This window comes from Frigoribacterium sp. 2355 (assembly GCF_054060695.1).
The window spans coordinates 108305-128579 of record NZ_JBSSDL010000002.1 but is presented as its reverse complement, the minus strand read 5'-3'; the positions used below and the strand labels follow the sequence as shown (position 1 = coordinate 128579).

The 20275-nt window shown below is 71.6% G+C and carries 18 protein-coding genes; 6 read left to right on the top strand and 12 right to left on the bottom strand.

The window, feature by feature from the left end; genetic code table 11:
- Positions 1-26: 26 nt before the first annotated feature.
- From ACVJ1F_RS03445 to ACVJ1F_RS03430, 4 genes are read left to right on the top strand one after another with little or no spacing between them, the layout of a single operon-like run.
- Positions 27-848 carry a hypothetical protein gene (locus tag ACVJ1F_RS03445; protein ID WP_173151616.1) on the top strand — a complete coding sequence of 274 codons (822 nt, stop codon included), beginning with the start codon at positions 27-29 and terminating at the stop codon, positions 846-848.
- Positions 845-3196, top strand: a complete 2352-nt coding sequence (locus ACVJ1F_RS03440; protein WP_456884709.1) for an SDR family oxidoreductase — start codon at positions 845-847, stop codon at positions 3194-3196. Before ACVJ1F_RS03445 ends, ACVJ1F_RS03440 begins: the two co-directional genes overlap by 4 nt.
- A gap of 21 nt (positions 3197-3217) precedes the next feature.
- Positions 3218-4054, top strand: a complete 837-nt coding sequence (locus tag ACVJ1F_RS03435) for a ferritin family protein (protein WP_055970915.1) — start codon at positions 3218-3220, stop codon at positions 4052-4054.
- Positions 4051-4398, top strand: coding sequence for a helix-turn-helix domain-containing protein (locus tag ACVJ1F_RS03430; protein WP_043595703.1), 348 nt, complete (start codon positions 4051-4053; stop codon positions 4396-4398). The genes ACVJ1F_RS03435 and ACVJ1F_RS03430 overlap by 4 nt, the downstream gene beginning before the upstream one ends.
- Positions 4399-4522: 124 nt before the next feature.
- On the opposite strand, the gene ACVJ1F_RS03425 is transcribed toward ACVJ1F_RS03430, so the two are convergent.
- From ACVJ1F_RS03425 to ACVJ1F_RS03405, 5 genes are all read right to left on the bottom strand, one after another.
- A complete protein-coding gene (locus ACVJ1F_RS03425; RefSeq protein ID WP_456884707.1) occupies positions 4523-4861 on the bottom strand; it encodes a biopolymer transporter Tol in 339 nt (112 codons plus the stop codon).
- A gap of 91 nt (positions 4862-4952) precedes the next feature.
- Positions 4953-6161, bottom strand: coding sequence for a GAF domain-containing protein (locus ACVJ1F_RS03420; RefSeq protein ID WP_456884705.1), 1209 nt, complete (start codon positions 6159-6161; stop codon positions 4953-4955).
- A 135-nt stretch (positions 6162-6296) separates the two neighbouring features.
- Positions 6297-6899 (bottom strand): hypothetical protein, encoded by a 603-nt coding sequence (locus ACVJ1F_RS03415; protein WP_456884703.1) that lies wholly within the window; start codon positions 6897-6899, stop codon positions 6297-6299.
- A gap of 139 nt (positions 6900-7038) precedes the next feature.
- Complete coding sequence (locus tag ACVJ1F_RS03410) at positions 7039-7605, bottom strand: type 1 glutamine amidotransferase domain-containing protein (RefSeq protein ID WP_456884701.1); 567 nt, start codon at positions 7603-7605, stop codon at positions 7039-7041.
- A gap of 123 nt (positions 7606-7728) precedes the next feature.
- Positions 7729-8628, bottom strand: coding sequence for a sugar-binding transcriptional regulator (locus ACVJ1F_RS03405; RefSeq protein WP_233568409.1), 900 nt, complete (start codon positions 8626-8628; stop codon positions 7729-7731).
- 192 nt (positions 8629-8820) lie between these two features.
- On the opposite strand from ACVJ1F_RS03405, the gene ACVJ1F_RS03400 reads away from it, so the two are divergent.
- Together ACVJ1F_RS03400 and ACVJ1F_RS03395 are read left to right on the top strand one after the other, a co-directional pair.
- Entirely contained in the window at positions 8821-10566 is a 1746-nt protein-coding gene (locus tag ACVJ1F_RS03400; RefSeq protein WP_456884699.1) for an FAD-dependent oxidoreductase, read from the top strand.
- A 180-nt stretch (positions 10567-10746) separates the two neighbouring features.
- Positions 10747-11406, top strand: a complete 660-nt coding sequence (locus ACVJ1F_RS03395; protein WP_456884697.1) for a GntR family transcriptional regulator — start codon at positions 10747-10749, stop codon at positions 11404-11406.
- A gap of 51 nt (positions 11407-11457) precedes the next feature.
- On the opposite strand, the gene ACVJ1F_RS03390 is transcribed toward ACVJ1F_RS03395, so the two are convergent.
- From ACVJ1F_RS03390 to ACVJ1F_RS03360, 7 genes are all read right to left on the bottom strand, one after another.
- Positions 11458-12498: a hemolysin family protein gene (locus ACVJ1F_RS03390; RefSeq protein WP_456884696.1), complete on the bottom strand. Its 1041-nt coding sequence runs from the start codon at positions 12496-12498 to the stop codon at positions 11458-11460.
- Positions 12495-13874, bottom strand: a complete 1380-nt coding sequence (locus tag ACVJ1F_RS03385) for a hemolysin family protein (RefSeq protein ID WP_456884695.1) — start codon at positions 13872-13874, stop codon at positions 12495-12497. Before ACVJ1F_RS03385 ends, ACVJ1F_RS03390 begins: the two co-directional genes overlap by 4 nt.
- A gap of 171 nt (positions 13875-14045) precedes the next feature.
- Positions 14046-14855, bottom strand: a complete 810-nt coding sequence (locus tag ACVJ1F_RS03380) for a GntR family transcriptional regulator (protein ID WP_456884693.1) — start codon at positions 14853-14855, stop codon at positions 14046-14048.
- The gene (locus ACVJ1F_RS03375) at positions 14836-16500 is read right to left on the bottom strand and encodes a dipeptide ABC transporter ATP-binding protein (protein ID WP_456884692.1); all 1665 of its coding nucleotides are present in this window, start codon (positions 16498-16500) and stop codon (positions 14836-14838) included. The genes ACVJ1F_RS03380 and ACVJ1F_RS03375 overlap by 20 nt, the downstream gene beginning before the upstream one ends.
- Complete coding sequence (locus ACVJ1F_RS03370) at positions 16484-18427, bottom strand: gamma-glutamyltransferase family protein (RefSeq protein ID WP_456884691.1); 1944 nt, start codon at positions 18425-18427, stop codon at positions 16484-16486. The genes ACVJ1F_RS03375 and ACVJ1F_RS03370 overlap by 17 nt, the downstream gene beginning before the upstream one ends.
- A 7-nt stretch (positions 18428-18434) precedes the next feature.
- Positions 18435-19322 (bottom strand): ABC transporter permease, encoded by an 888-nt coding sequence (locus tag ACVJ1F_RS03365; RefSeq protein WP_236556928.1) that lies wholly within the window; start codon positions 19320-19322, stop codon positions 18435-18437.
- A complete protein-coding gene (locus ACVJ1F_RS03360) occupies positions 19319-20272 on the bottom strand; it encodes an ABC transporter permease (protein ID WP_056046871.1) in 954 nt (317 codons plus the stop codon). Before ACVJ1F_RS03360 ends, ACVJ1F_RS03365 begins: the two co-directional genes overlap by 4 nt.
- Between the last annotated feature and the right edge of the window lie 3 nt (positions 20273-20275).

The following is a 20275-nucleotide window of genomic DNA, read 5'->3' as shown; positions in this document are numbered from 1 at the left end:
ACTTCTGCCCCGGAGGACCCCCTGTCATGACGACCAGAGATGCCCCGCGCGCCGACCCCGACTTCGACATCCGCGAGTTCACCAAGACGGCCCAGGGCAACTGGCGCCCCGACCTCGACCTGTCCGGCTTCGCCGACCGCCCCCTGGGCCCCGACGCCCTGCGCCTCGTCCGCCATCTCGGACGTCTCGAGAGCGCCACGATGGAGAACCTGCGCAACCTCCTGGTGACGGCCACCCACAAGGACACGAGGGTCACCGCGTTCCTCGTGACGTGGGCGTTCGAGAAGTTCTGGCTGGCCGACGCCCTCGACGCCGTCCTCGAGGCCCACGGCGAGCCCCGCAACCGCGACGTGACCGAGGGGCCCAAGCGTCACGCCGCCTCCGAGGCCGTCGAGCGCCGTGGCCCGATCACCCGGGCCCTCCAGGCCATCACCGTCGGGTCCCCCATCGTCGCCGTGCACACGACGACGGGGGCCGTCGACGAATGGGTGCTCCGAGAGGCATACGACCGCCTCGACGAGCTCGCGGCACACCCCACGCTGACCACCGTGATCGACCGTGCGAGGGTCGTGAAGGGTCGTCACGAGCAGTTCTTCGCGAGCGAGGCCGACTGGCGCCTGCGCGACTCGCGCCGGTCGGTGAAGATGACCCGCGCCTCCTTGCTGACGGCCGTCTGGCCGATCGGCGCCGTCGAGCGCGCCGACTCCGAGCGCACCTTCTTCGACGCCACCGTGTTCGGCGGGGCCGAGGGCCACCTGCGCGCCGACCGCGTGGGCGCGCAGGTCGCCGACCTGCCGGGCCTGGACGCCTCCGTCGGGGCGGCCGTGACCAGAAAGCTGACCGCATGAGCTCCACCCCCGGCCTCGCGCTGCCCGACCAGACCCCGGGCGCCACCCGAGTCGACCTCGGCGGCTCGCACGTCCTGCTCACCGGCGGCACCGGCTTCGTCGGTCAGGCGATCCTCGAGCGCCTGCTCTCGTCGCACCCCGGCACGACGGTCACCCTCCTCATCCGGCCGAAGGCCGGCACCTCGGCCGAGGGGCGTCTGCGGCACCTGCTGAAGAAGCCGGTCTTCGCCTCGTGGCGCGAGACCGTCGGGGCCGCGGGCGTCGAGAAGGCCCTCGCCGAGCGGCTCCGGGTGATCGAGAGCGGCCTGGGCGACCTGCCCGACCTGCCCGACGACCTCGACGTCGTCATCCACAGCGCGTCCACGGTGTCGTTCGACCCGCCGATCGACCAGGCCTTCGAGACCAACGTCGGCGGGGCGGTCGGGCTCTACGAGGCCCTGCGGAAGACGGGCACCGACCCGCACGTCGTGCACGTGTCGACCGCCTACGTCGGCGGCATCCGCAAGGGCGTGTTCCCCGAGGCGTCGCTCGGCCACACCGTCGACTGGCGTGTCGAGCGCGCCGCCGCCGCCGACGCCCGCGCCCGGGTCGAGGCCGCCTCCCGCCAGCCCGAGACGCTTCGCACCTTCCTCGCCCAGGGTCGTGCGGCGCACGGCAAGACCGGTCCGCAGGCGGTCGCCACGGCCGCGGAGGAGGCCCGCGTCGCCTGGGTCAAGGCCCGTCTCGTCGACTACGGACGCACCCGGGCCGAGACGCTCGGCTGGACCGACGTCTACACGCTGACCAAGGCCTTCGCCGAGCGCGCCGCCGAAGAGCTCTGGGCCGAGGCCGGGCACCGCCTGTCGGTCGTCCGACCGGCGATCGTCGAGAGCGCCCACCGGCACCCCTACCCCGGCTGGATCGACGGCTTCAAGGTCGCCGACCCGCTGATCATGTCGTACGCCCGCGGGCTGCTGCCCGAGTTCCCCGGCGTGCCCGACAGCGTGCTCGACGTGATCCCGGTCGACTACGTCGTCAACGTCATCCTCACCGTCGCGGCGAACCCGGTCGAGGCCGGCAGCCCCCAGTACTTCCACGCCAGCTCGGGCGGCAGCAACCCGTTCTCGATCCTGCGCATGTTCGAGAACCTCAAGGCGTTCTTCACGGCCAACCCGCTGCCCCGCGACGAGCACTCCTCGATCGAGGCGCCGCACTGGAACTTCCCGGGCGTGCGCAAGGTCGAGGGCGCCATCCGCACCGCGAACCGCGTCAACGACGTCCGCGAGGCCGTGCTCACGCGACTGCCGAGCACGCTGCGCACCCGGACGGCGCTGGCCGCGGTCCAGACGCGGCGGGCCGACCTCGAGTCGTTGCAGAGCCTCACCGACCTCTACCGCCACTACGTGCAGTCCGAGATCATCTTCGACGACCGACGCACCCGGGCCCTGCACGCCGGACTCCCCGCGGGCTCGCCCGCCGACATCGGCTTCGACGTGACCGACGTCGACTGGGAGGCCTACTTCCAAGAAGTGCACTTCCCCTCCATCACCTCGATGACCCGGGCGTTCTCGGTGCGACCCGCCGCGTCGGCCGCCGTCGCCGACACGCGGGCCCTGCCGCCGCGCGACGACGTCGTGGCCGTGTTCGACCTCGAGGGCACGGTGCTCGACAGCAACATCGTCGAGCAGTACCTCTGGGTGCGCTCGGCCGGGTTCCGCAAGGCCGCCTGGCCCGGCGAGGTCGCCAGCCTGCTCACCTCGCTGCCGCGCTACCTCCGGGCCGAGGGTCGCGACCGCGGCGAGTTCATCCGTACGTTCTCCCGACGGTACGAGGGCATGCCCGTCGCGCGGCTCTCGGGCGTGGTCCGGTCACGCGGCTACGCCGACACGGTCCTGCGCCACACCCTCCCCGACGCGCTCGCCCGACTGGCCGAGCACCGTGCCGCCGGGCACCGCACGGTCCTGGTCACAGGCTCGATCGACACCCTGACGACTCCCCTGGCACACCTCTTCGACGACGTCGTCGCCAGCACGATGCACCAGCGCAGCGGCGTCTACACGGGTTACCTCGCACAGCCTCCGCTGGTCGACGAGGCCCGCGCCGCCTGGCTGCGCCAGTACGCCCAGGCGAACGACATCGATCTCTCGGGGTCGTACGGTTATGGTGACTCGTTCGCCGACCTCGCCTGGCTGGAGATGGTCGGCCACCCGAACGCGGTCAACCCCGACAGCAATCTGGCACGCGAGGCGCTCCGAAGAAGATGGAGCATCCGCGATTGGACTCGCAGCGGCCCCCACGGCAGAAGCGGCACCAGCACCACGAGCGGCACAAACAGCACCACAGCGAAAGGAGACGGAGGCAGGGCCTGAGCCCGCGCCTCCTGACATCACATGGCCTTCGACATCGACAAGTTCGCCGCGACCTCCGAACGCCTGAGCTGGGACGACCTCGACCTCGACCACTTCCGGAAGAACCCGCTCTCGGCCGACTCGCTGCGGACGCTGCGCTACATGGCCGACGTCGAGTACCACACGGTCTGCTACACCCGTGACCTGCTCACGACTCCTTCTCACAAAGAGAACGAGATGACCACGTTCATGACGATGTGGAACCGCGAAGAGTTCTGGCACGGCGAGGCCCTCGCCGCGATCCTCGAGGTCCACGGCATCACGGTCGACTACGACCAGCTCCGCGCGAACCGGCTCAAGCTCGGCTGGCGTGAACGCCTCGACCCGGTCAAGCAGGGACTGCTCGGCAAGATCGTCGGCTCCGACTTCGTCGCCGTCCACATGTCGTGGGGCGCCGCCAACGAGTACTCGGCCGTGTCGGCGTACAAGCGCATGGCCGAGCTCGAGCAGGACCCGGTCCTCGCCGAGTTGCTGAAGCGCATCGCCAAGCAAGAGGCCCGCCACGTCGCGTTCTACGTCTCGCAGGCCCGTGAGCGTCTGCTCGCGAGCAAGAAGGCGCAGAAGCTGACGCGGTTCCTGTTGTCGAAGGTCTGGGCCCCGGTCGGCTCGTCCATCATGGAGGTCGACGACGTCAAGTTCGTCTTCGGCCAGCTGATGAGCGGCGAAGAGGGCCGCAAGGCCGCCGTCAAGCTCGACCAGAACATCTCGAACCTGCCGGGCATGAGCGGTCTGACGATCTTCCAGAAGGCCCTCGACGGCCTGGGCATCCGCGCGGACTCGGTCGGCGGCTCCTCCGCCGGTTCGGTCGCCACGGCGTGAAGACCAGCCACCTGAGGCACTTCCTGGTCGCGGCCGACGTGCTGCACTTCCCGGTGGCGGCCGACAAGCTCGGCATCTCGCGGCAGAAGCTCGAGTCGTCGATCGAGGCCCTCGAGCTCGAGTTCGGTGCGAAGCTGTTCGACCGCGACGTCACGCCCTACCGGTTGACCAAGGCCGGCAAGGCGGCGGTGGTCGTCGCCGAGGACGAACTGGCGAGTCCTTCCACCCCGACCCCGCCGCCACCCCCGCCGGCCGGCGGCAAGGCCAAGGCGTCGAAGGGCAAGGGCCGTACGCCCGCCGTCAAGGGCCAGCCCAAGCCGTTCAAGAAGCGCCAGGGCCGCTAGCAGTGCCTCCGGCGGGCCGCCCGCCCGCCACCGCATGACACCGCACCACGAAGTGGACACGGCACCGCGTTTTCTCCTGGTGCGGTGTCCACTTCGTGGCGGAGTGCGCCTCATGGCGAGGTGGTCACGTCGTGGCGGCGTCGGACCCGACCGTGGCGAACCAGTCCGCGTACCGCGTGTTCCGTGCCATGCGGCGGGTCTCGTCGGGGGCGTGGTCGTCCCACCACACCGGGCCGCGTTCGCCCAGCGACGTCTTCGCGGCGTCGACCCGGGCCCGCGCGTCCTCGACGGCGGCGGCGTCGTCGGCGGCCAGCGCCGTCTTCTTCGCGCGCCGCGCCTCCATCAGGTCGTGGACCAAGGAGGCGCGGGTCGCCTCGTCGAGGCGAGGATCGGTCCGGCGCCACAGCCGGCCGCGGACCACGAGGTACCGGCCGTCGGGCGTGACCAGGGGTTCGGCGCTCATCCGTCGATTCTGCACCGAGGGCGCACGGCTCGTCGGTGCATCGACGGCGGCCGACCGGTGAGGGCGAGACGGGACGACGACGGACGAGACGTCACGCCCGCGCGACGGCCTGCCTCGCGAGCTCGCGCTGCACGCTGAGGGCGAGCTCGCGCAGCATGACGAGGTCGACGCTCTCGACCGTGCGGGGCTCGGGGTCGGCGACGCAGAGCGCTCCGATGCGGACGCCCTCGGGGCTCTCGACCGGGTAGCCGGCGTAGAACCGCGCCGGCGCCTCGACGCCGAACCGTTCGTCGGCCCAGGCGTCCTCGACGATGAACGGCTGGCCGCCGGCGACCGTGTGGGCGCAGAACGAGAGCGCCATCGGCATCTCGCGGTCGCCGCCCCCGGCGAGGGCCTTGTTCCAGTGTCGGTCGGCGGTGACGAGGGAGAACGCGGCTCCGCTCGCGCCGAGCAGGGTCCGCGCCCGTTCGACGATGTCGTCGAAGCGTTCTTCGGGGTCGGTGTCGAGGAGGCCCAGGGCCCTGATCGCCTCCACGCGGTCGACCTCGGCCTGAGGGGCGTGCCGGCGCGCCCGGGCCACGCCGCCGCCGGCGGACATCTGCGCGTCGAGCATGGGCGCGAGCATCTCGGCCTGCGCCTCGCCCCAGCGGGCGTACTTGGCGATCAGCTTGTCCCGGTCGTCGTGGCCCGAGAGCGGCGACGGGGGCATGAGCACGTGCACGCGGGGGTGGGTCGAGCAGACGTCCCGGATGGTCTCGTTCAGCTCGGCCGCGTGTCGGTCGACGAGGCCCCCGCCGGCGATGCGGAACACCGTCACCTCGCTGGGCGACTGGACGCCCGTGACGAGCACGGGACTGCTCGCGCCCCCGGTCTCGGTCTCGATGTGCACGAGCAGGTCGACGAACGCGCGCCGCCACTTCGTGACGTCGGTCATGGCGAGGGCGTCGTTGATGCCCGTCACCACGACCACGGCGTCGTAGCGCGTGAGGTCACGGTGTCCGAGCACCCGCCGGGCGGACACCGTCCCCATCGAGGGGTCGGCCACGACGTCGACGTCGACCCCGCGACCCGTGGCCTGCGAGACCGCCCGCGCGAGGTGACCCGCGAGCCCCAGGTCGTGACTGCGGACGCCCCACCCGACGGCGGGCCCGCTGCCGAACAGCAGCACGCGATCGGGGCTGACGCCGGGAGCGTGCGTCCGGGCGACGCTCTCGGGCCTGGGCAGCCCCAGGCGTCGGTCGAACCAGCGGTTGCGCTGGCGGATCATCCCGCGCACGAGCGGGCTGACGAAACGGTTCATGCCGGGTTCCTCCCACAGCGGTGGCCTGATCGACGAGGGCTCCGCGTGGTGAGGGCCGAGCGGTGTCCCTCCATGCTCTCGCCCGGGTACCGGGCGGGACAGCCCCAGGTCGGGGGCCGCCGGACGGTGCGTCCGTCAGACCGCGCGGGGGGCGTCCGACCCCGGCGGCGGCTGGGCGAGCAACCGCGCGAGGTCCACCTCGACGAGATCACGGAGGCGCTGGTCGCGTTCGTCGGGATACGCCGGGTCGACCGCTTCGACGGCCGACACCTTCGTGACGATCGCGGCCCCGACGTCGCCCCAGGCCCGGTCGACCGCCGCCGCGACGATGTCGCGCACGAAGTCGTCGTCGGACTGCAGCTCGTCCAGCCGGTCGGCCACGGCCGTGTAGGTCTTCTCACGGAACCAGAGGGTGTCGTCGTCCCCGCGCCGGTAGTCGTGCTGGTGTCGCGACCGTCCCTTGGCCTTGAGGGCTTTCGCCCGTTCGCCGCCGATCCGTTCGTTCTGCTCGCGTTGTTCCGCCGCGAGGCGACCGAGGATGGTGCGCACGGCCTCGCGGGTGCGCTCGTGGTCGAAGTGCTCGTCGTCGCGGAGGGCACGGATGACGATCGAGTTGGCCACCGAGACGACGGCGGCCGCCCGCGAGATGAGCACCCCCTCGGCGACGGCGCGCTCGAGGGCGGCGGGATCGGGCGTCGCCGGCTCGGAGGGGGCCCCGCGCGTCTTGCCGAACTTCATCGCGCCTCTCTCTCGACCGGGTGGGCGCCGAAGCGCCGGGTGACGGACCGACGATGGCCCGACGTCCCATTAAAGACCCACGGCGGGGTCCGTCGCCCCGGAGCGGGACGACGGACCCCGCCGCGACGGAGACGACGGATCAGGCCGTGGCGGCCAGCGCCGACGAGGTCTCACGGACGAAGTCGTCGAGGTCGCCGGGGTCGCGTGACGTGACGAGCGTGAAGCCCTGCTCGACGTCGGTCACCACCGAACGGTCGACCCAGCTGCCGCCGGCGTTGCGGACGTCGGTCTGCAGCGACGCATAGGCGGTGAGCTCCTTGCCCGTCACGAGGCCGGCCTCGATGAGCGCCCACGGGCCGTGGCAGATCGCCGCGATCGGCTTGCCCGCCGTGGCGAAGGCCTTCACCAGGTCGACGGCGTCGCTCTCGGTGCGGAGGGTGTCCGCGTTGATGGTGCCGCCGGGAACGAGCAGGAGGTCGTGGTCGGCGGCGTCGACCTCGGCGATGGTCGTGTCGGGGCGGACGGTCTGCCCCGGGTCCTTGTCGCCGACGAGCGTCTGGATCGGCTCGGTGGAGACGCCGGCGACGACGACGGTGGCGCCCTGCTCGCGCAGCTTCGCGACGGGGACGACGAGCTCGTCCTGCTCGACGCCGTAGTTGGTGACGATCGCGAGAACGCGGCGTCCGGTGAGTTCGGTGCTTGCCATGGTGATGCTCCTCTCGGGGCCGGTCGGGGCCCGGTGTGCGACGCCTCCCGTCTACGCGGGCGGGCTGGGTCGTGGCTGGCTCGGTGTACCCCACCCGCGCCTCCGGACCGCGGCCTCGCCCGATCAGCTGGCCAGGAGCGCCCTGGCGGTCCCCTCGTCGAGGATGAGGTCGGTGACCAGGCCCGCGGCGAGCGCACCGCGGACGCTGACCACCTTGGCCTCCCCCGCGACGACGCAGACGCGACGCGGCGTGCGTCGGATGGTCGCCAGGTCGGGCCCGGTCGCGCGCCGGTTGAGCTCGATGTCGGCCGACGAGCCGTCCTCGCGGAAGAACACGGTCGCGACGTCGCCCACCACGTGGTCGTGGGCCAGGCTGTCGTGGTCGCTCTGCTCGAGGTAGCCACCCGAGTAGACGTGGCTCGGCACGTGTGCCTCGCGCGAGCCGACGCCGAAGACGACGAGGTCCATGGCGCCCTGCAGCGAGAGGACGCGTCGGGTGCTGCGCTCCCGCCACAGGGCGCTCTTGGTGGCCGGGTCGTCGAAGAACGCGGGCACGGGGAACTGCTGGATCAGAGCGCCGTACGCGTGGCCGAACCGACGCAGGATCTCGCTGGCGTACTCGATGCCGGTCGTGCGGGTGTTCGCCGCACCGTTGAGCTGGACGAAGACGGTGTTGTGAGTGGTCTTGGGCACCAGGTACCGGCTGACCGCACTGACGGTGGAGCCCCAGGCGACGCCGACGACCATGTTCGAGTCGACGTACTGGGTGAGCGTTCGTGCAGCCGACAGCGCGACCCGGTCGAGCCGGTCGACGTCGCTCGTCTGGTCGGGCACCGGGACCACGTGCGCGACCACGCCGAACCGCCGGTGCAGCCCGTCGCCCACGGCCGTCGGCTGGTCGAGCGGGGACTTGATCTGGATGTCGACGAGGCCCGTCTCGCGTGCCGCCTTCAGGAGGCGCGACACCGACGAGCGGGACGTCTGCAGTTCGTGCGCGATCGCCTCCATCGTGAGGTCCTGCATGTAGTAGAGGTGCGCGGCGCGCAGGGCCTCCTGCGTGCGTTCGGACGTGTCGCCAGCGACCAACGGGACCTCCTTGCACGTTCGTGCAGATACGTTGCACCTTGTGTGCATCGGGACGACGATGAATCTACCGGCCCGCAGGACGAGTCGGTCACCACCACCTGACATCGCATCTCGAAAGAAGCAGTGACCATGTCGAAGAAGACAGACTCGATCCGTCCCAACGTGCAGCGCATCGTCGACCGCCCGACGGCACAGGTGCTCGTCGTCGGCGGTGGCATCAACGGCATCGCGACCTTCCGCGACCTCGCCCTCCAGGGCGTCGACGTCGTGCTCGTCGAACGGGCCGACTACGCGTCCGGCGCGTCCGCCGCGTCGTCCCACATGATCCACGGCGGCATCCGTTACCTCGAGAACGGCGAGTTCCGCCTCGTCCGCGAGAGCGTCGAAGAGCGCAACGGCCTGCTGAAGATCGCCCCGCACTACGTCAAGCCGCTGCAGACCACGATGCCGATCTTCTCGACGTTCAGCGGCATCATGAACGCCCCCTTGCGCATGCTGACGCACAAGCAGCGCTCCACGAAGGAGCGCGGCGCACTGCTGATCAAGGTCGGCATGACCATGTACGACTCGTTCTCGCGTGACGGCGGCTCGGTGCCCCGTCACAAGTTCCTCGGGCGCAAGAAGGCGCTGGCCGAGATGCCGCACCTCAACAAGGCCCTCAAGTACACGGGCACCTACTACGACGCGTCGGTGCACGAGCCCGAGCGCCTCGCGCTCGACGTGCTGAAGGACGGTCTGGCCGCCGGCGACGACGCCCGCAGCGCCAACTACCTCGAGGCCGTCGGGACCGCCGACGGCGGCGTGACCCTGCGCGACGTCGTCAGCGGGACCGAGTTCACGGTGAAGGCCGACGTCGTCATCAACGCGTCGGGCCCCTGGACCGACCTCACCAACAAGGCCTTCGGTGCCGAGTCGCAGTACATGGGCGGCACCAAGGGGTCGCACATCGTCGTCGACAGCCCCGAGTTGCTCGAGGCCACGAACGGTCGCGAGATCTTCTTCGAGAACAACGACGGCCGCATCGTCCTGATCTACCCGCTCAAGGGTCGCGTGCTCATCGGCACGACCGACCTCGAGGCCGACATGGCCGAGCCGGCCGTCTGCACCGAAGAAGAGGTCGACTACTTCTTCGACCTGGTGAAGCACGTCTACCCCGACATCGAGCTCACCCGCGAGCACATCGTCTACCGCTACTCGGGCGTCCGCCCCCTGCCCAAGCACGACGACCTCGCCGCGGGCTTCGTGTCGCGCGACTACCGCATCGTCGAGACCGAGGTCGCCGAGCTGCCCGGCACGGCCGTCCTCAGCCTGGTCGGCGGCAAGTGGACCACCTTCCGTGCCCTGTCGGCGCACCTCTCGACCGAGGCGACGACGAAGCTCGGCGTGAAGCGCACGGTCGACACCACCGGCATGGCGATCGGCGGCGGCAAGGGCTTCCCCACCACCGAGGGCGCCCGCACCACCTGGGTCGCGGCCCACGCCGACGGGCTCGACCGTGACCAGGTCGACCGTCTGCTCACCCGCTACGGCACCCGCGCCTCCGACGTCATCGAGGTGCTGCTCGACCAGCCGTCGCAGGCCCTCGAGACCGACTCGACGCTGACCACGGCCGAGATCGCCTACTTCGCCGAGCACGAGGACGCCGTCCACCTGGCCGACGTCGTCCTGCGCCGCACGAACCTCGCGTTCGTCGGGGGCGTCACCATCGAGTTGCTCACCGAGATCGCGGACGTCATGGCCCGCTCGCTCGGATGGACGACCGAGCAGCGCGACGACGAGATCGAGCAGACCCTGACGACCCTGCGCGACTCGCACGGCGTCGAGGTCCACTCGCAGCACGTGCCGGCGGCGACCCCCGCCGCGGCGACGAACTGACGACACCGACCCGATCGAGAAGCCCCGCCCCTCCCTCCGAGGGGCGGGGCTTCGTCGTCGTCGCCGGGGATCTCGTGACCTGACATTGACATGTCGACTTCGCTGCCCATCGGGCAAAATGTGACGTTTCCGTATTAGGATGCTGGCCGGGCAGACGCCCGTGAGGATCTAGGAGGCCGCATGCCGATTCCCGTCACTCCCCCTGCCGCCGAACGACAGCTGCTGCGCGACACGGTCCGCAGCCGCATCCGTGACGCGATCATCGACGGCACGCTCGAACCGGGCGAACGCCTGCACGACGACGAGCTGATCGCCTGGCTGCAGGTGTCGCGCACCCCGATCCGCGAGGCACTCGGCGACCTCGTGCGCGCCGGCCTCGTCGAGATGGCGCCGAACCGCTACACGAAGGTCGCGACGCCGAAGGCCGAAGAGGCCGTCCAGGCGGTCCAGACCCTGGGCGTGCTCTTCGGCGGCGCCGTCCGGCTGGCCGTCCCGAACCTGCCCGACGCCGTCAAGCGAGAGATCGTGCGGGCCATCGACGTCTGCCTCGGCGACCTCGACCGTGAAGACGCCCCGGCGTTGAACGCCCACGCCATCGCGCTCTTCTCGACCTACGTCGACCACTGCGGCAATCCGTCACTGGTCAAGGTCTGCACCGACGTCACCGACGGCCTCGCCTACAAACTGCGCGTGCCGAACATCGTGCAGGTGCTGCAGTGGGACTCGATGGCCGACTCGTTCGCCGCCCTGCGCGAGGCGACCGAGGCCGGTGACCCCATCGCCGCCGAACTCGCCGCCGAGGACCTGCACGCCCTGCCCGGCCAGTGCCCCGTCGCCTGAGCGGGCGGGCGCGGCCGACCGGGCGCGCACGGCCGACCGTCCCTCGACCCGTCAGACCGCCGTGACGTCGTCGACCTCGCCGACGAGTTCTTCGATGATGTCCTCCAGGAACAGCACGCCGGTGGTGACGCCCTCGGGCGAGACGGAACGGGCGACGTGCGCGCCGACCCGGCGCATCGAGGCCAGGGCGTCCTCGAGGTCGGTGTCGCGGCCCACGGCGCCCAGGCGGCGGATGCGCTTCTCGGGCACGGGTGCCTCGAAGGCCCCGTCGCCGGTGAGGTCCATGACGTCCTTGAGGTGCAGGTAACCCGTGGGCTGGCCGTCTCCGTCGGTGAGCACGTACCGCGAGTACCCCCGGACCGCCACGGCGCGCTGCACGTCGGCCGGAGTCGACCCCGGCGCCAGGTGCACCATCTCGTCGAGGGGCACCTCGACGTCGCGCACCTTGCGGGTGGTGAACTCGAACGCCGCCGACAGGGTGCCCGACGAGTCCGTCAGCGTGCCCTCGCGGGTCGACTGCTGGACGATCGTGGCGACCTCGTCGAGCGTGTACGAGCTCGTCGCCTCGTCCTTCGGCTCGACCCGGAAGAGCCTCAGCACGCCGTTGGCGATCGCGTTGAGCGACCAGATGACCGGCTTGAACACCGTCGCCACGAAGACGAGCGGGGGCGCCAGGATGAGCGCCGCCCGGTCGGGCACCGAGAACGACAGGTTCTTCGGGATCATCTCGCCGACGACCACGTGCAAGAACGTGACGAGCACGAGCGCCACGACGAACGCGACGACGCCGATCGCCTCGGCCGAGAGGCTGGTGAGACCGAGCGGGATCTCGAGCAGGTGGTGGATCGCCGGCTCCGAGACGTTCAAGATGACCAGCGAGCAGACGGTGATGCCCAACTGGCTGGTGGCCAGCATGAGCGTCGCGTGTTCCATCGCCCACAGGGTCGTCTTCGCGGCCTTGCTGCCGGCCTCGGCACGCGGCTCGATCTGCGATCGGCGTGCCGAGATGACGGCGAACTCGGCGCCGACGAAGAACCCGTTGACGATCAGCAGCACGACCAGCCAGACGATTCCGGGCAGGTACTCGTTCATCGGTCGACCCCTTCGGTCAGCGAGGCGACCACGCGGTCGTGCTCGGTCGTGGGTGCGGCGGCGTCGAGGCCGCCGTCAGGTGGGGCCGGCACGAAACGCAGGCGTTCGAGGCGTCCGTTCGCGACGCGTTCGACCCGCAGGCTGCCGCTGCCGCTCTCGAGGGCGACCTCGTCGCCCACCTCGGGCAGACGGTCGAGCCGGTCGATGACGAACCCGGCCACCGTCTCGTAGTCGCCGTCGTCGGGCACGCGGATGCCCGCCCGGTCGGCCAGCTCGTCGGGCCGGAGGGCACCGTCGAAGAGCACGGTGCCGGCCTGGCGCACGATGCCCACGCGGGCTCGGTCGTGCTCGTCCTCGAGCTCGCCGACGAGCTCTTCGACGACGTCCTCGAGCGTGACGAGGCCGGCGGTGCCGCCGAACTCGTCACGCACCACGGCCATCTGCAGGCCGCCGTGGCGCAGCAGGCCGAGCAGCGAGTCGGTGCCCATGCTCTCGGGCACGAAGCGCGCCTCCTGCATGAGGGCGGTCGCGACGACGGAGGCGCGCTCGGCGAGCGGGACCGCGAACGCGTGCTTCACGTGCACCACCCCGACGATGTCGTCGCTGTCGTCACCGATCACGGGGAACCGCGAGAAGCCCGAGGCCAGGGCGGCCTCGACGACGTCGGCGGCCGAGCCGGTCGACGCGATGGTCGTCATGCGGACGCGCGGCGTCATCACCTCGGAGGCGTCGTGCTGCGAGAAGCGCAGGGTACGGCCCAGCAGGGTCGCGTGGTCCTGGTCGAGCTGGCCCTCGAGGGCCGACCGGCGCACGAGCGAACTCAGCTCTTCGGCCGAGCGCGCACCCGACAGCTCTTCCTTGGGCTCGATGCCCATGGCGCGGATGGCCGCGTTGGCGGTGTTGTTGAAGAGCAGGATGAGCGGCTTGAACACCGTGGTGAACGCGGCCTGGAACGGCACGACGAACTTCGCGGTGGCGAGCGGCAGCGCGAGGGCGAAGTTCTTCGGCACGAGCTCGCCGACGACCATCGAGAAGAGGGTCGCGAGCACGATCCCCGCGACGCTGCCGACGACCGGGACGGCCGCGGCGGGCACGCCGAGTGAGCCGAGCGGACCGCTCAGCATCGAACTGATGGCGGGCTCGAAGGTGTACCCGGTCAGCAGGGTCGTCAGCGTGATGCCGAGCTGCGCACCGGAGAGGTGCGTCGAGGTGATGCGCAACGCCTTGATCGTGGGACCGAGGCGTTTCTCGCCCCGGTCGCGCCGCGCCTCCAGCTCGTTCCGGTCGAGGTTGACCAGCGAGAACTCGGACGCGACGAAGAAGCCGGTGCCGACGGTGAGCACGAGGCCGATGCCGACCATGACCCAGTCATTCATGTCGCCCCTCCCCGTCTGTGACGACCGCGCGGGCGGTCAGGCGTGGGAGAGGCCAGGGCATGTGAGAGGGAGGTTCGTCCATGACCGAGAACAGTAAGCAGATCCCCCGACCGATGCCTGAGAACGTGCAGTCGATGCAGTCGACCCGCGGTCGAGCCGAGGAGGCACGGGTCAGGCCGGAGGGGCCGCCGCCGTCATCGAGGTGGTCGGCGTGGAGGCCTCCGGCGTCGAGATCGTGGGCGTCGGGATGGTCGGCGGCAGGGCGGGCGGCGTGGCCCGCAGGTCGGCCACGCGGTCGGCCGGCTCGGTGCGGGCGAGGAACCCGATGCGCGACTCGCGCACGTGCCAGCCCATCAGCTCGGCGGCCCCGGCCTCGTCGCCGGCGTCGATCGCCGCGAGGATGCGTCGGTGGTCGGGCCAGAGCCGTTTGCCTCGCGAGAAGGTGTCGAGGGCGTACAGCCACTCGATCTTGTTCGACAGCTGGCGCAGCAGGGTGGCCAGGGTGGCGCTCCCGCTCAGCTGCGCCACGCCCACGTGGAACCGGTCGTTGAGTTCGACCAGACGGTCGAGGTCGCCGGCCTCGACGGCGGCGTCCCCGTCGTCGAGCAGCTGGCCGAGCACACGCCGCGTGCGCCACCAGTCCTCGGGCGGGCGCGGCTCGCCGAACAGCTCGCGCGCCCGCAGGGCGGCGCGTCGCGCGGTCGAGATCTCGAGGGCCTCGCGGACGGCGAAGAGGTCGTCGGCCTCGTCGACCGGGATCGCCGCGACCCGGCTGCCCACGTGAGGCGTCGACTCGACGAACCCCTCGGCCTCGAGCGCACGCAGCGCCTCACGCACCGGGACGCGCGAGACCCCGTGGCGGCGGGCGACCGACGCCTCGGTGATGCGCGTCCCCGGCACGAGGGCGCCCTCGACGATCTCGCGACGCAGGGCGTCGACGAGGACGACGGGCGTCGGGCCCTCAGAGGGCGAGGCTGGCACCGGGGATGGCTCCCAACAGTTCGGTCGTGTACTCGGCACGGGGCGACAAGAAGATGTCGTCGACGCTACCGCGCTCGGCCACGGCGCCCTTGCGCATCACCACCACGTCGTGGGCGATCTGCCTCACGACCGCCAGGTCGTGCGTGATGAACAGGTAGCTGAGGCCGAGCCGACGCTGCAGGTCGCCGAGCAGCTCGAGGATCTGCTCCTGGACGAGCACGTCGAGCGCCGAGACGGCCTCGTCGCAGATGAGCAGCTCGGGCTCGAGCGCCAGTGCCCGGGCGATGGCCACGCGCTGACGCTGCCCGCCGGACAGCTCGTTCGGACGGCTCTGCGCGACCGACCGCGGCAGGGCGACCTGGTCGAGCAGCTCGGCGACCCGGTGCCGGCGCGAGGCACGGTCGCCGACGCCGAAGATGCGCAACGGCTCGTCGATCAGCCGCTCGACGCTGGAGGTCGGGTCGAGCGAACCGTAGGGGTCCTGGAAGACGGGCTGCACCCGGCGACGCAGCGCGCGACGGGACGCACCGCGGCTCGTCGTGATGCTCTCGCCGTCGATCAGGGCCGACCCGCTCGTCGCCGACTCGAGGCCGAGCACGATGCGGGCCACGGTCGTCTTGCCCGAGCCGGACTCCCCCACGATCGCCGTCGTGGTGCCGCGCGGCACCTCGAACGAGACGTGGTCGACGGCCCGCACCTGCTCGCCACGGCGACCACGGAGGCGGAACTCCTTGACCAGGTCGGTGACGGTCAGGATCGGGTCGACCCGCGCCTCCTTAGCGTCCGTCGCATCGTCGAGGACGGTCTCGCCGCGACGGAGGGCGGTGGCCGAGGCCAGCGTCGGCGCCGCCGCGACGAGGCGCTTCGTGTACTCGTGCTGCGGGCGACGCAGGATCTGCTCGGGCGTGCCCTGCTCGACGACGCGTCCCTCGAGCATCACGACGATGCGGTCGGTGCGGTCGGCGGCGAGCCCCAGGTCGTGGGTGATGAAGAGCAGGGAGGTGCCACGGCTCTCGACCAGCGTCTGCAGGTGGTTCAGGATCTGCCGCTGCACCGTCACGTCGAGCGCGCTGGTCGGCTCGTCGGCGATGAGCAGCTGCGGCTCCCGGGCCAGGGCGATCGCGATGAGCACGCGCTGGCGCATGCCGCCCGAGAACTCGTGGGGGAACTGCCCCGCCCGGCGCTCGGCCTCGGGGATGCCCGCCTCGCTCATCAGCGCGACGACGCGGCGCTGGACCTCGTCGTGGCCTCGGAGGCCGTGGGTGCGCAGCGCGTCGGCGATCTGCGCGCCGACCTTCATCGACGGGTTCAGGTTGGTCGACGGGTCCTGCGGCACGAGGCCGATCCGGGCGCCGCGCACCTGACGCATGGGGGCCTCGGTCGCCTGCGCGAGGTCGAGGGTGCCGCCGTCGGGCCCCGCCAGCTCGATCGTGCCGCCCGTGATGTGGCCGGCCCCGGGCAGCAGGCGCAGGATGGCGGCGACCACCGTCGACTTGCCCGAGCCGGACTGGCCGACGATCGCCACCCGCTCGCCCGGCAGGACGTCGAGGTCGACGCCGTGGACGGCGGGGGTGTCGCCGAACGAGACGCGGAGGTCGCGCACGCTCAGCAGGGGGGAGGTCGGGTTCTCAGCGTCCTGCGGCATAGGCCTGGGCTCCTCGGGGGTTGGCGGCGGCGGAGAGCACACCGGTCTCGGGGTCTCGCGACACGCTGGACAGCCGGCCCAGGGACCAACCGCCGGCGCGGGTGACGACATGGCCGCGGGCGACCAGCGCGTCGATGACGTCGTCGCCCAGGCGGTCCTCGACCACGACGCCACCGGGCTCCCAGGTGCGCGGCCAGAAGCTGCCCGGGAACGACGTGGTGTGCAGGGCCGGGGCGTCGATCGCCTGCTGCGGGGTGTAGCCGCCGACGATCGTGCGCAGCAGGTAGAGCAGCTGCCACTGGTCCTGCTGGTCGCCGCCGGGCGAACCGAGCGCGACGACGGGCTCGCCGTCCTTCAGCACGAGCGTGGGCGTCAGCGTGGTGCGCGGGCGGGTGCCGGGTGCGAGCGTCGACGCCGTGCCCTTGTCGAGCCACGACATCTGCAGCCGGCTGCCGAGGCAGAAGCCGAGCTCGGGGATCGTCGGCGACGACTGCAACCAGCCGCCCGACGGGGTCGCCGACACGACGTTGCCCCAGCGGTCGACGACGTCGAGGTGGCAGGTGTCGCCGCGCGTCTCGCCGGTGGGCTCGGTGAACGGCTCGGCCAGACGGTCGGCAGGAGGCGCGGTGGCGGTCGCCGGGGCGTCCTCGGTCGGTGCGACGGGTGCGTCGGCTGCGTCGGCTGCGTCGGCGCGAACCGGTGCCCGACCGGGGGCGGCGACGGTGGGCTCGCCGACGCCGGCGGGTGCCTCGCTGAGCGCGGGTGGCAGGTACTCGGTGCGCATCGTGGGCAGGGCGAACGGTTCGCGCCCCGGGACGTCGCCCGGTCGCAGCTCGTGCGACGCCCGCTCGCCGATCAACGCGCGGCGCCGGTCGGCGTAGTCGGCGGACAACAGCACGTCGAGGGGCACGTCCCCGGGGCCGTACCAGGCCTCGCGATCGGCCATCGCGAGCTTCTGCGCCTCGACGATGGTGTGGGCGCCGTCGGCGGTCGACGGGTCGAGCAGGGCGTCGTCGAGCGGCTCGAGCAGCGCCAGCACCTGTAGCAGGGCAGGACCCTGACCCCAGGCGCCGGTCTTGGCGACGGTGTGGCCGCGGAACTCGATCGTGGTCGCCGGCTCGGTCGTGGCCCGGAAGGCGGCGAGGTCGGCGGCCGTGACCACGCCCGCGTGGTCGGTGCCCGACGAGTGACGGTGCGGAGTGCGGACGAACGCGTCGATCGCCTGCGCGACGTGTCCGCTGCCCCACTCGACCCGCGCCTCCTCGATCTTCGCCTCGCGGGACGCGTCGGGGCCGAGGGCCTCGCCCGCCGCGACCAACTCGTCGAGCACGGCCGCGTAGGCGGGGTTCGTCAGCAGGTCGCCCTCACGCGGCACCTCGCCACCCGGCATCCACTGGGCGGCGGAGGTGGGCCAGTGCTCGGTGAACAGGTCGGCGACGGTCTCGATGGTCGACGCCACGCGCGCCACGATCGGGTGGCCGTCACGCGCGTAGCCGATCGCGTAGGCCAGGACGTCGGCCAGGGACCAGGTGCCGTGCTCGGCCAGCAGCTTCAGCCAGGCGTCGACCGCACCGGGGACGGCGGCCGCGAGGGCTCCCGACCCGGGGACGAGCTCGAGGCCCTCGGCCAGGTAGTGCTCGCGGGTGGCCCCGGCCGGGGCGGGGCCCTGGCCGACGAGCACGGTCGGGGCGTCGGGGGCCTCGGCCGTCGCGTAGATCGCCGTGAGGTCGCCGCCCGGACCGTTGAGGTGCGGCTCGACGACGTGCAGGACGAAGGCGCCCGCGACGGCCGCGTCGAAGGCGTTGCCGCCGCGCTCGAGGACCGACTGGGCCGAGGCCGTCGCCAGCCAGTGCGTCGACGACGTCATGCCGAAGGTGCCGCGCAGGTCGGGGCGGGTGACGAACTCGTCAGGGGTGGTGTAGGTCACGAGGGGGTCACTTCCGGTCGCTGGCGGTGGGGTCGAGGGCGTCGCGCAGGGCGTCGCCGAACAGGTTGAAGCCGAGGCAGATCACGGCGATCGCGAGACCCGGCACGACGGCCGCGAAGGGCGCCTTGGCCAGGTACTGCTGCGCGTCGCTGAGCATGATGCCGAGACTGGCCGTCGGCGGCTGGATGCCCAGACCGAGGAACGACAGGAGGGCCTCGCCGATCACGGCGACCGGCATGATGACCGTCGCCTGGACGATGATCGCCGAGACGCAGTTCGGCAGGACGTGCTGGAAGATCACCCGCAGCCCCGAGGCGTCCATGGTCGTCGCGGCGAGGACGAAGTCGGTCGACTTGATGCGGAGCGTCTCGCCGCGCACCACGCGGATCATCGTCGGCACCTGCGCGATGCCGAGGGCGACCACCGCGTTCGTCAGGCTCGGACCGCTGATCGCGGCGAGCGCGACCGCGATGATCAGGAACGGGAACGCCAGCATGACGTCGGTGAGGCGCGAGATCACGCCGTCCAGCCACCGCCAGTAGCCGGCCAGCAACCCGAGCGGCGTGCCGACCACCACGGCCAGCAGCACCGACAGCACGCCGACCTGCAGCGAGACGCGGATGCCGTAGACGGTGCGCGAGAGGATGTCGCGGCCGAGGTCGTCCGTGCCGAGCACGTAGCCGACCGTGCCCGGCACCTGGAACGGCAGCTCGAAGTTCACCCGGGTCGGGTCGTACGGGGCGATGAGGGGCGCGGCGAGGCCGGCCACGAGGACGACGAGCAGCATGACCCCGCCCGTGACGCCGAGCTTGTTGCGGACGAGGCCGCGCCAGACGCGTCCCCGCCCCGACCCGAGGCCCGCCCCTGCGGCGGTGGGTGTCTCGATGACGGTCACGATGCGCCTCCTACCCTGATGCGCGGGTTGATGACGGAGTACAGGACGTCCACCGCCAGGTTGATCAAGATGTAGCCGACCGTGATGATCAGCACGACGGCCTGGATCACGGGGTAGTCACGGGTGAACACCGAGTCGAGCGTGAGCTTGCCGAAGCCCGGCAGCGCGAAGATGCGCTCCGTCACCACGGCGCCCGAGATCAGACCGCCGAGTTGCAGGCCGACGATCGTGACGACCACGATCATCGAGTTGCGCAGGCCGTAGCGCATCAGCACCCGCCCGCGCCCGAGCCCCTTGGCCCGCGCGGTGCGCACGTAGTCGGTCTTCATCGTCTCGATCATCGAGGCCCGGGTCTGCCGCATGATGACCGCGGCGAGGCTCGTGCCGAGGATCAGCGCCGGCAGGGTCAGGTGGTAGAACGCGCTCGCCGGGTTCTCGGCCACCGGCACGTAGCCCGACGCCGGGAACAGGCCGAGGCCCGCCGCGAGCCAGAGGATCGCGAGGATGCCGAGCCAGAAGTTCGGCACCGACAGACCGACCAGGGCAGCGGCGTTGGCCATCCACTCGGGCCAGCGTCCGCGGTAGCGCTCGGCGACGACGCCGAGGGCGACGCCCACGACGACGGCGACCACGATCGCGTAGAGGGCGAGCCACAGCGTCACCGGCAGGGTGGCCCCGATCAACTCGGTGACCGGGGTGCCGGTGCGGGTGGACTCACCGAAGTCGCCGCGGACGAAGTTGCCGACGAACCGGCCGTACTGCACCAGCAGCGAGTCGTCGAGGCCGAGGTCGGCCCGGATCGCGGCGACGCGCTCGGGCGTCGCCTCTTCTCCGGCGAGGGCCAGTGCCGGGTCGCCGGGCAGCTGGCGCACGCCCCAGAACACGACGATCGAAGCGATCACGAGCGTGACGGCCGACTGCCACAGCCGGGTGAACAGGTAACGGGTCATCAG

Excerpts from the sequence above, each read along its gene's own strand:
- ACVJ1F_RS03360 (WP_056046871.1), bottom strand. The coding sequence starts at position 20,272 with ATGACCCGTTACCTGTTCACCCGGCTGTGGCAGTCGGCCGTCACGCTC.
- ACVJ1F_RS03435 (WP_055970915.1), top strand. The coding sequence starts at position 3,218 with ATGGCCTTCGACATCGACAAGTTCGCCGCGACCTCCGAACGCCTGAGC.
- ACVJ1F_RS03405 (WP_233568409.1), bottom strand. The coding sequence starts at position 8,628 with ATGCAGGACCTCACGATGGAGGCGATCGCGCACGAACTGCAGACGTCC.
- ACVJ1F_RS03445 (WP_173151616.1), top strand. The coding sequence starts at position 27 with ATGACGACCAGAGATGCCCCGCGCGCCGACCCCGACTTCGACATCCGC.
- ACVJ1F_RS03410 (WP_456884701.1), bottom strand. The coding sequence starts at position 7,605 with ATGGCAAGCACCGAACTCACCGGACGCCGCGTTCTCGCGATCGTCACC.
- ACVJ1F_RS03390 (WP_456884696.1), bottom strand. The coding sequence starts at position 12,498 with ATGAACGAGTACCTGCCCGGAATCGTCTGGCTGGTCGTGCTGCTGATC.
- ACVJ1F_RS03440 (WP_456884709.1), top strand. The coding sequence starts at position 845 with ATGAGCTCCACCCCCGGCCTCGCGCTGCCCGACCAGACCCCGGGCGCC.
- ACVJ1F_RS03425 (WP_456884707.1), bottom strand. The coding sequence starts at position 4,861 with ATGAGCGCCGAACCCCTGGTCACGCCCGACGGCCGGTACCTCGTGGTC.
- ACVJ1F_RS03420 (WP_456884705.1), bottom strand. The coding sequence starts at position 6,161 with ATGAACCGTTTCGTCAGCCCGCTCGTGCGCGGGATGATCCGCCAGCGC.
- ACVJ1F_RS03385 (WP_456884695.1), bottom strand. The coding sequence starts at position 13,874 with ATGAATGACTGGGTCATGGTCGGCATCGGCCTCGTGCTCACCGTCGGC.
- ACVJ1F_RS03395 (WP_456884697.1), top strand. The coding sequence starts at position 10,747 with ATGCCGATTCCCGTCACTCCCCCTGCCGCCGAACGACAGCTGCTGCGC.
- ACVJ1F_RS03400 (WP_456884699.1), top strand. The coding sequence starts at position 8,821 with ATGTCGAAGAAGACAGACTCGATCCGTCCCAACGTGCAGCGCATCGTC.
- ACVJ1F_RS03375 (WP_456884692.1), bottom strand. The coding sequence starts at position 16,500 with ATGCCGCAGGACGCTGAGAACCCGACCTCCCCCCTGCTGAGCGTGCGC.
- ACVJ1F_RS03415 (WP_456884703.1), bottom strand. The coding sequence starts at position 6,899 with ATGAAGTTCGGCAAGACGCGCGGGGCCCCCTCCGAGCCGGCGACGCCC.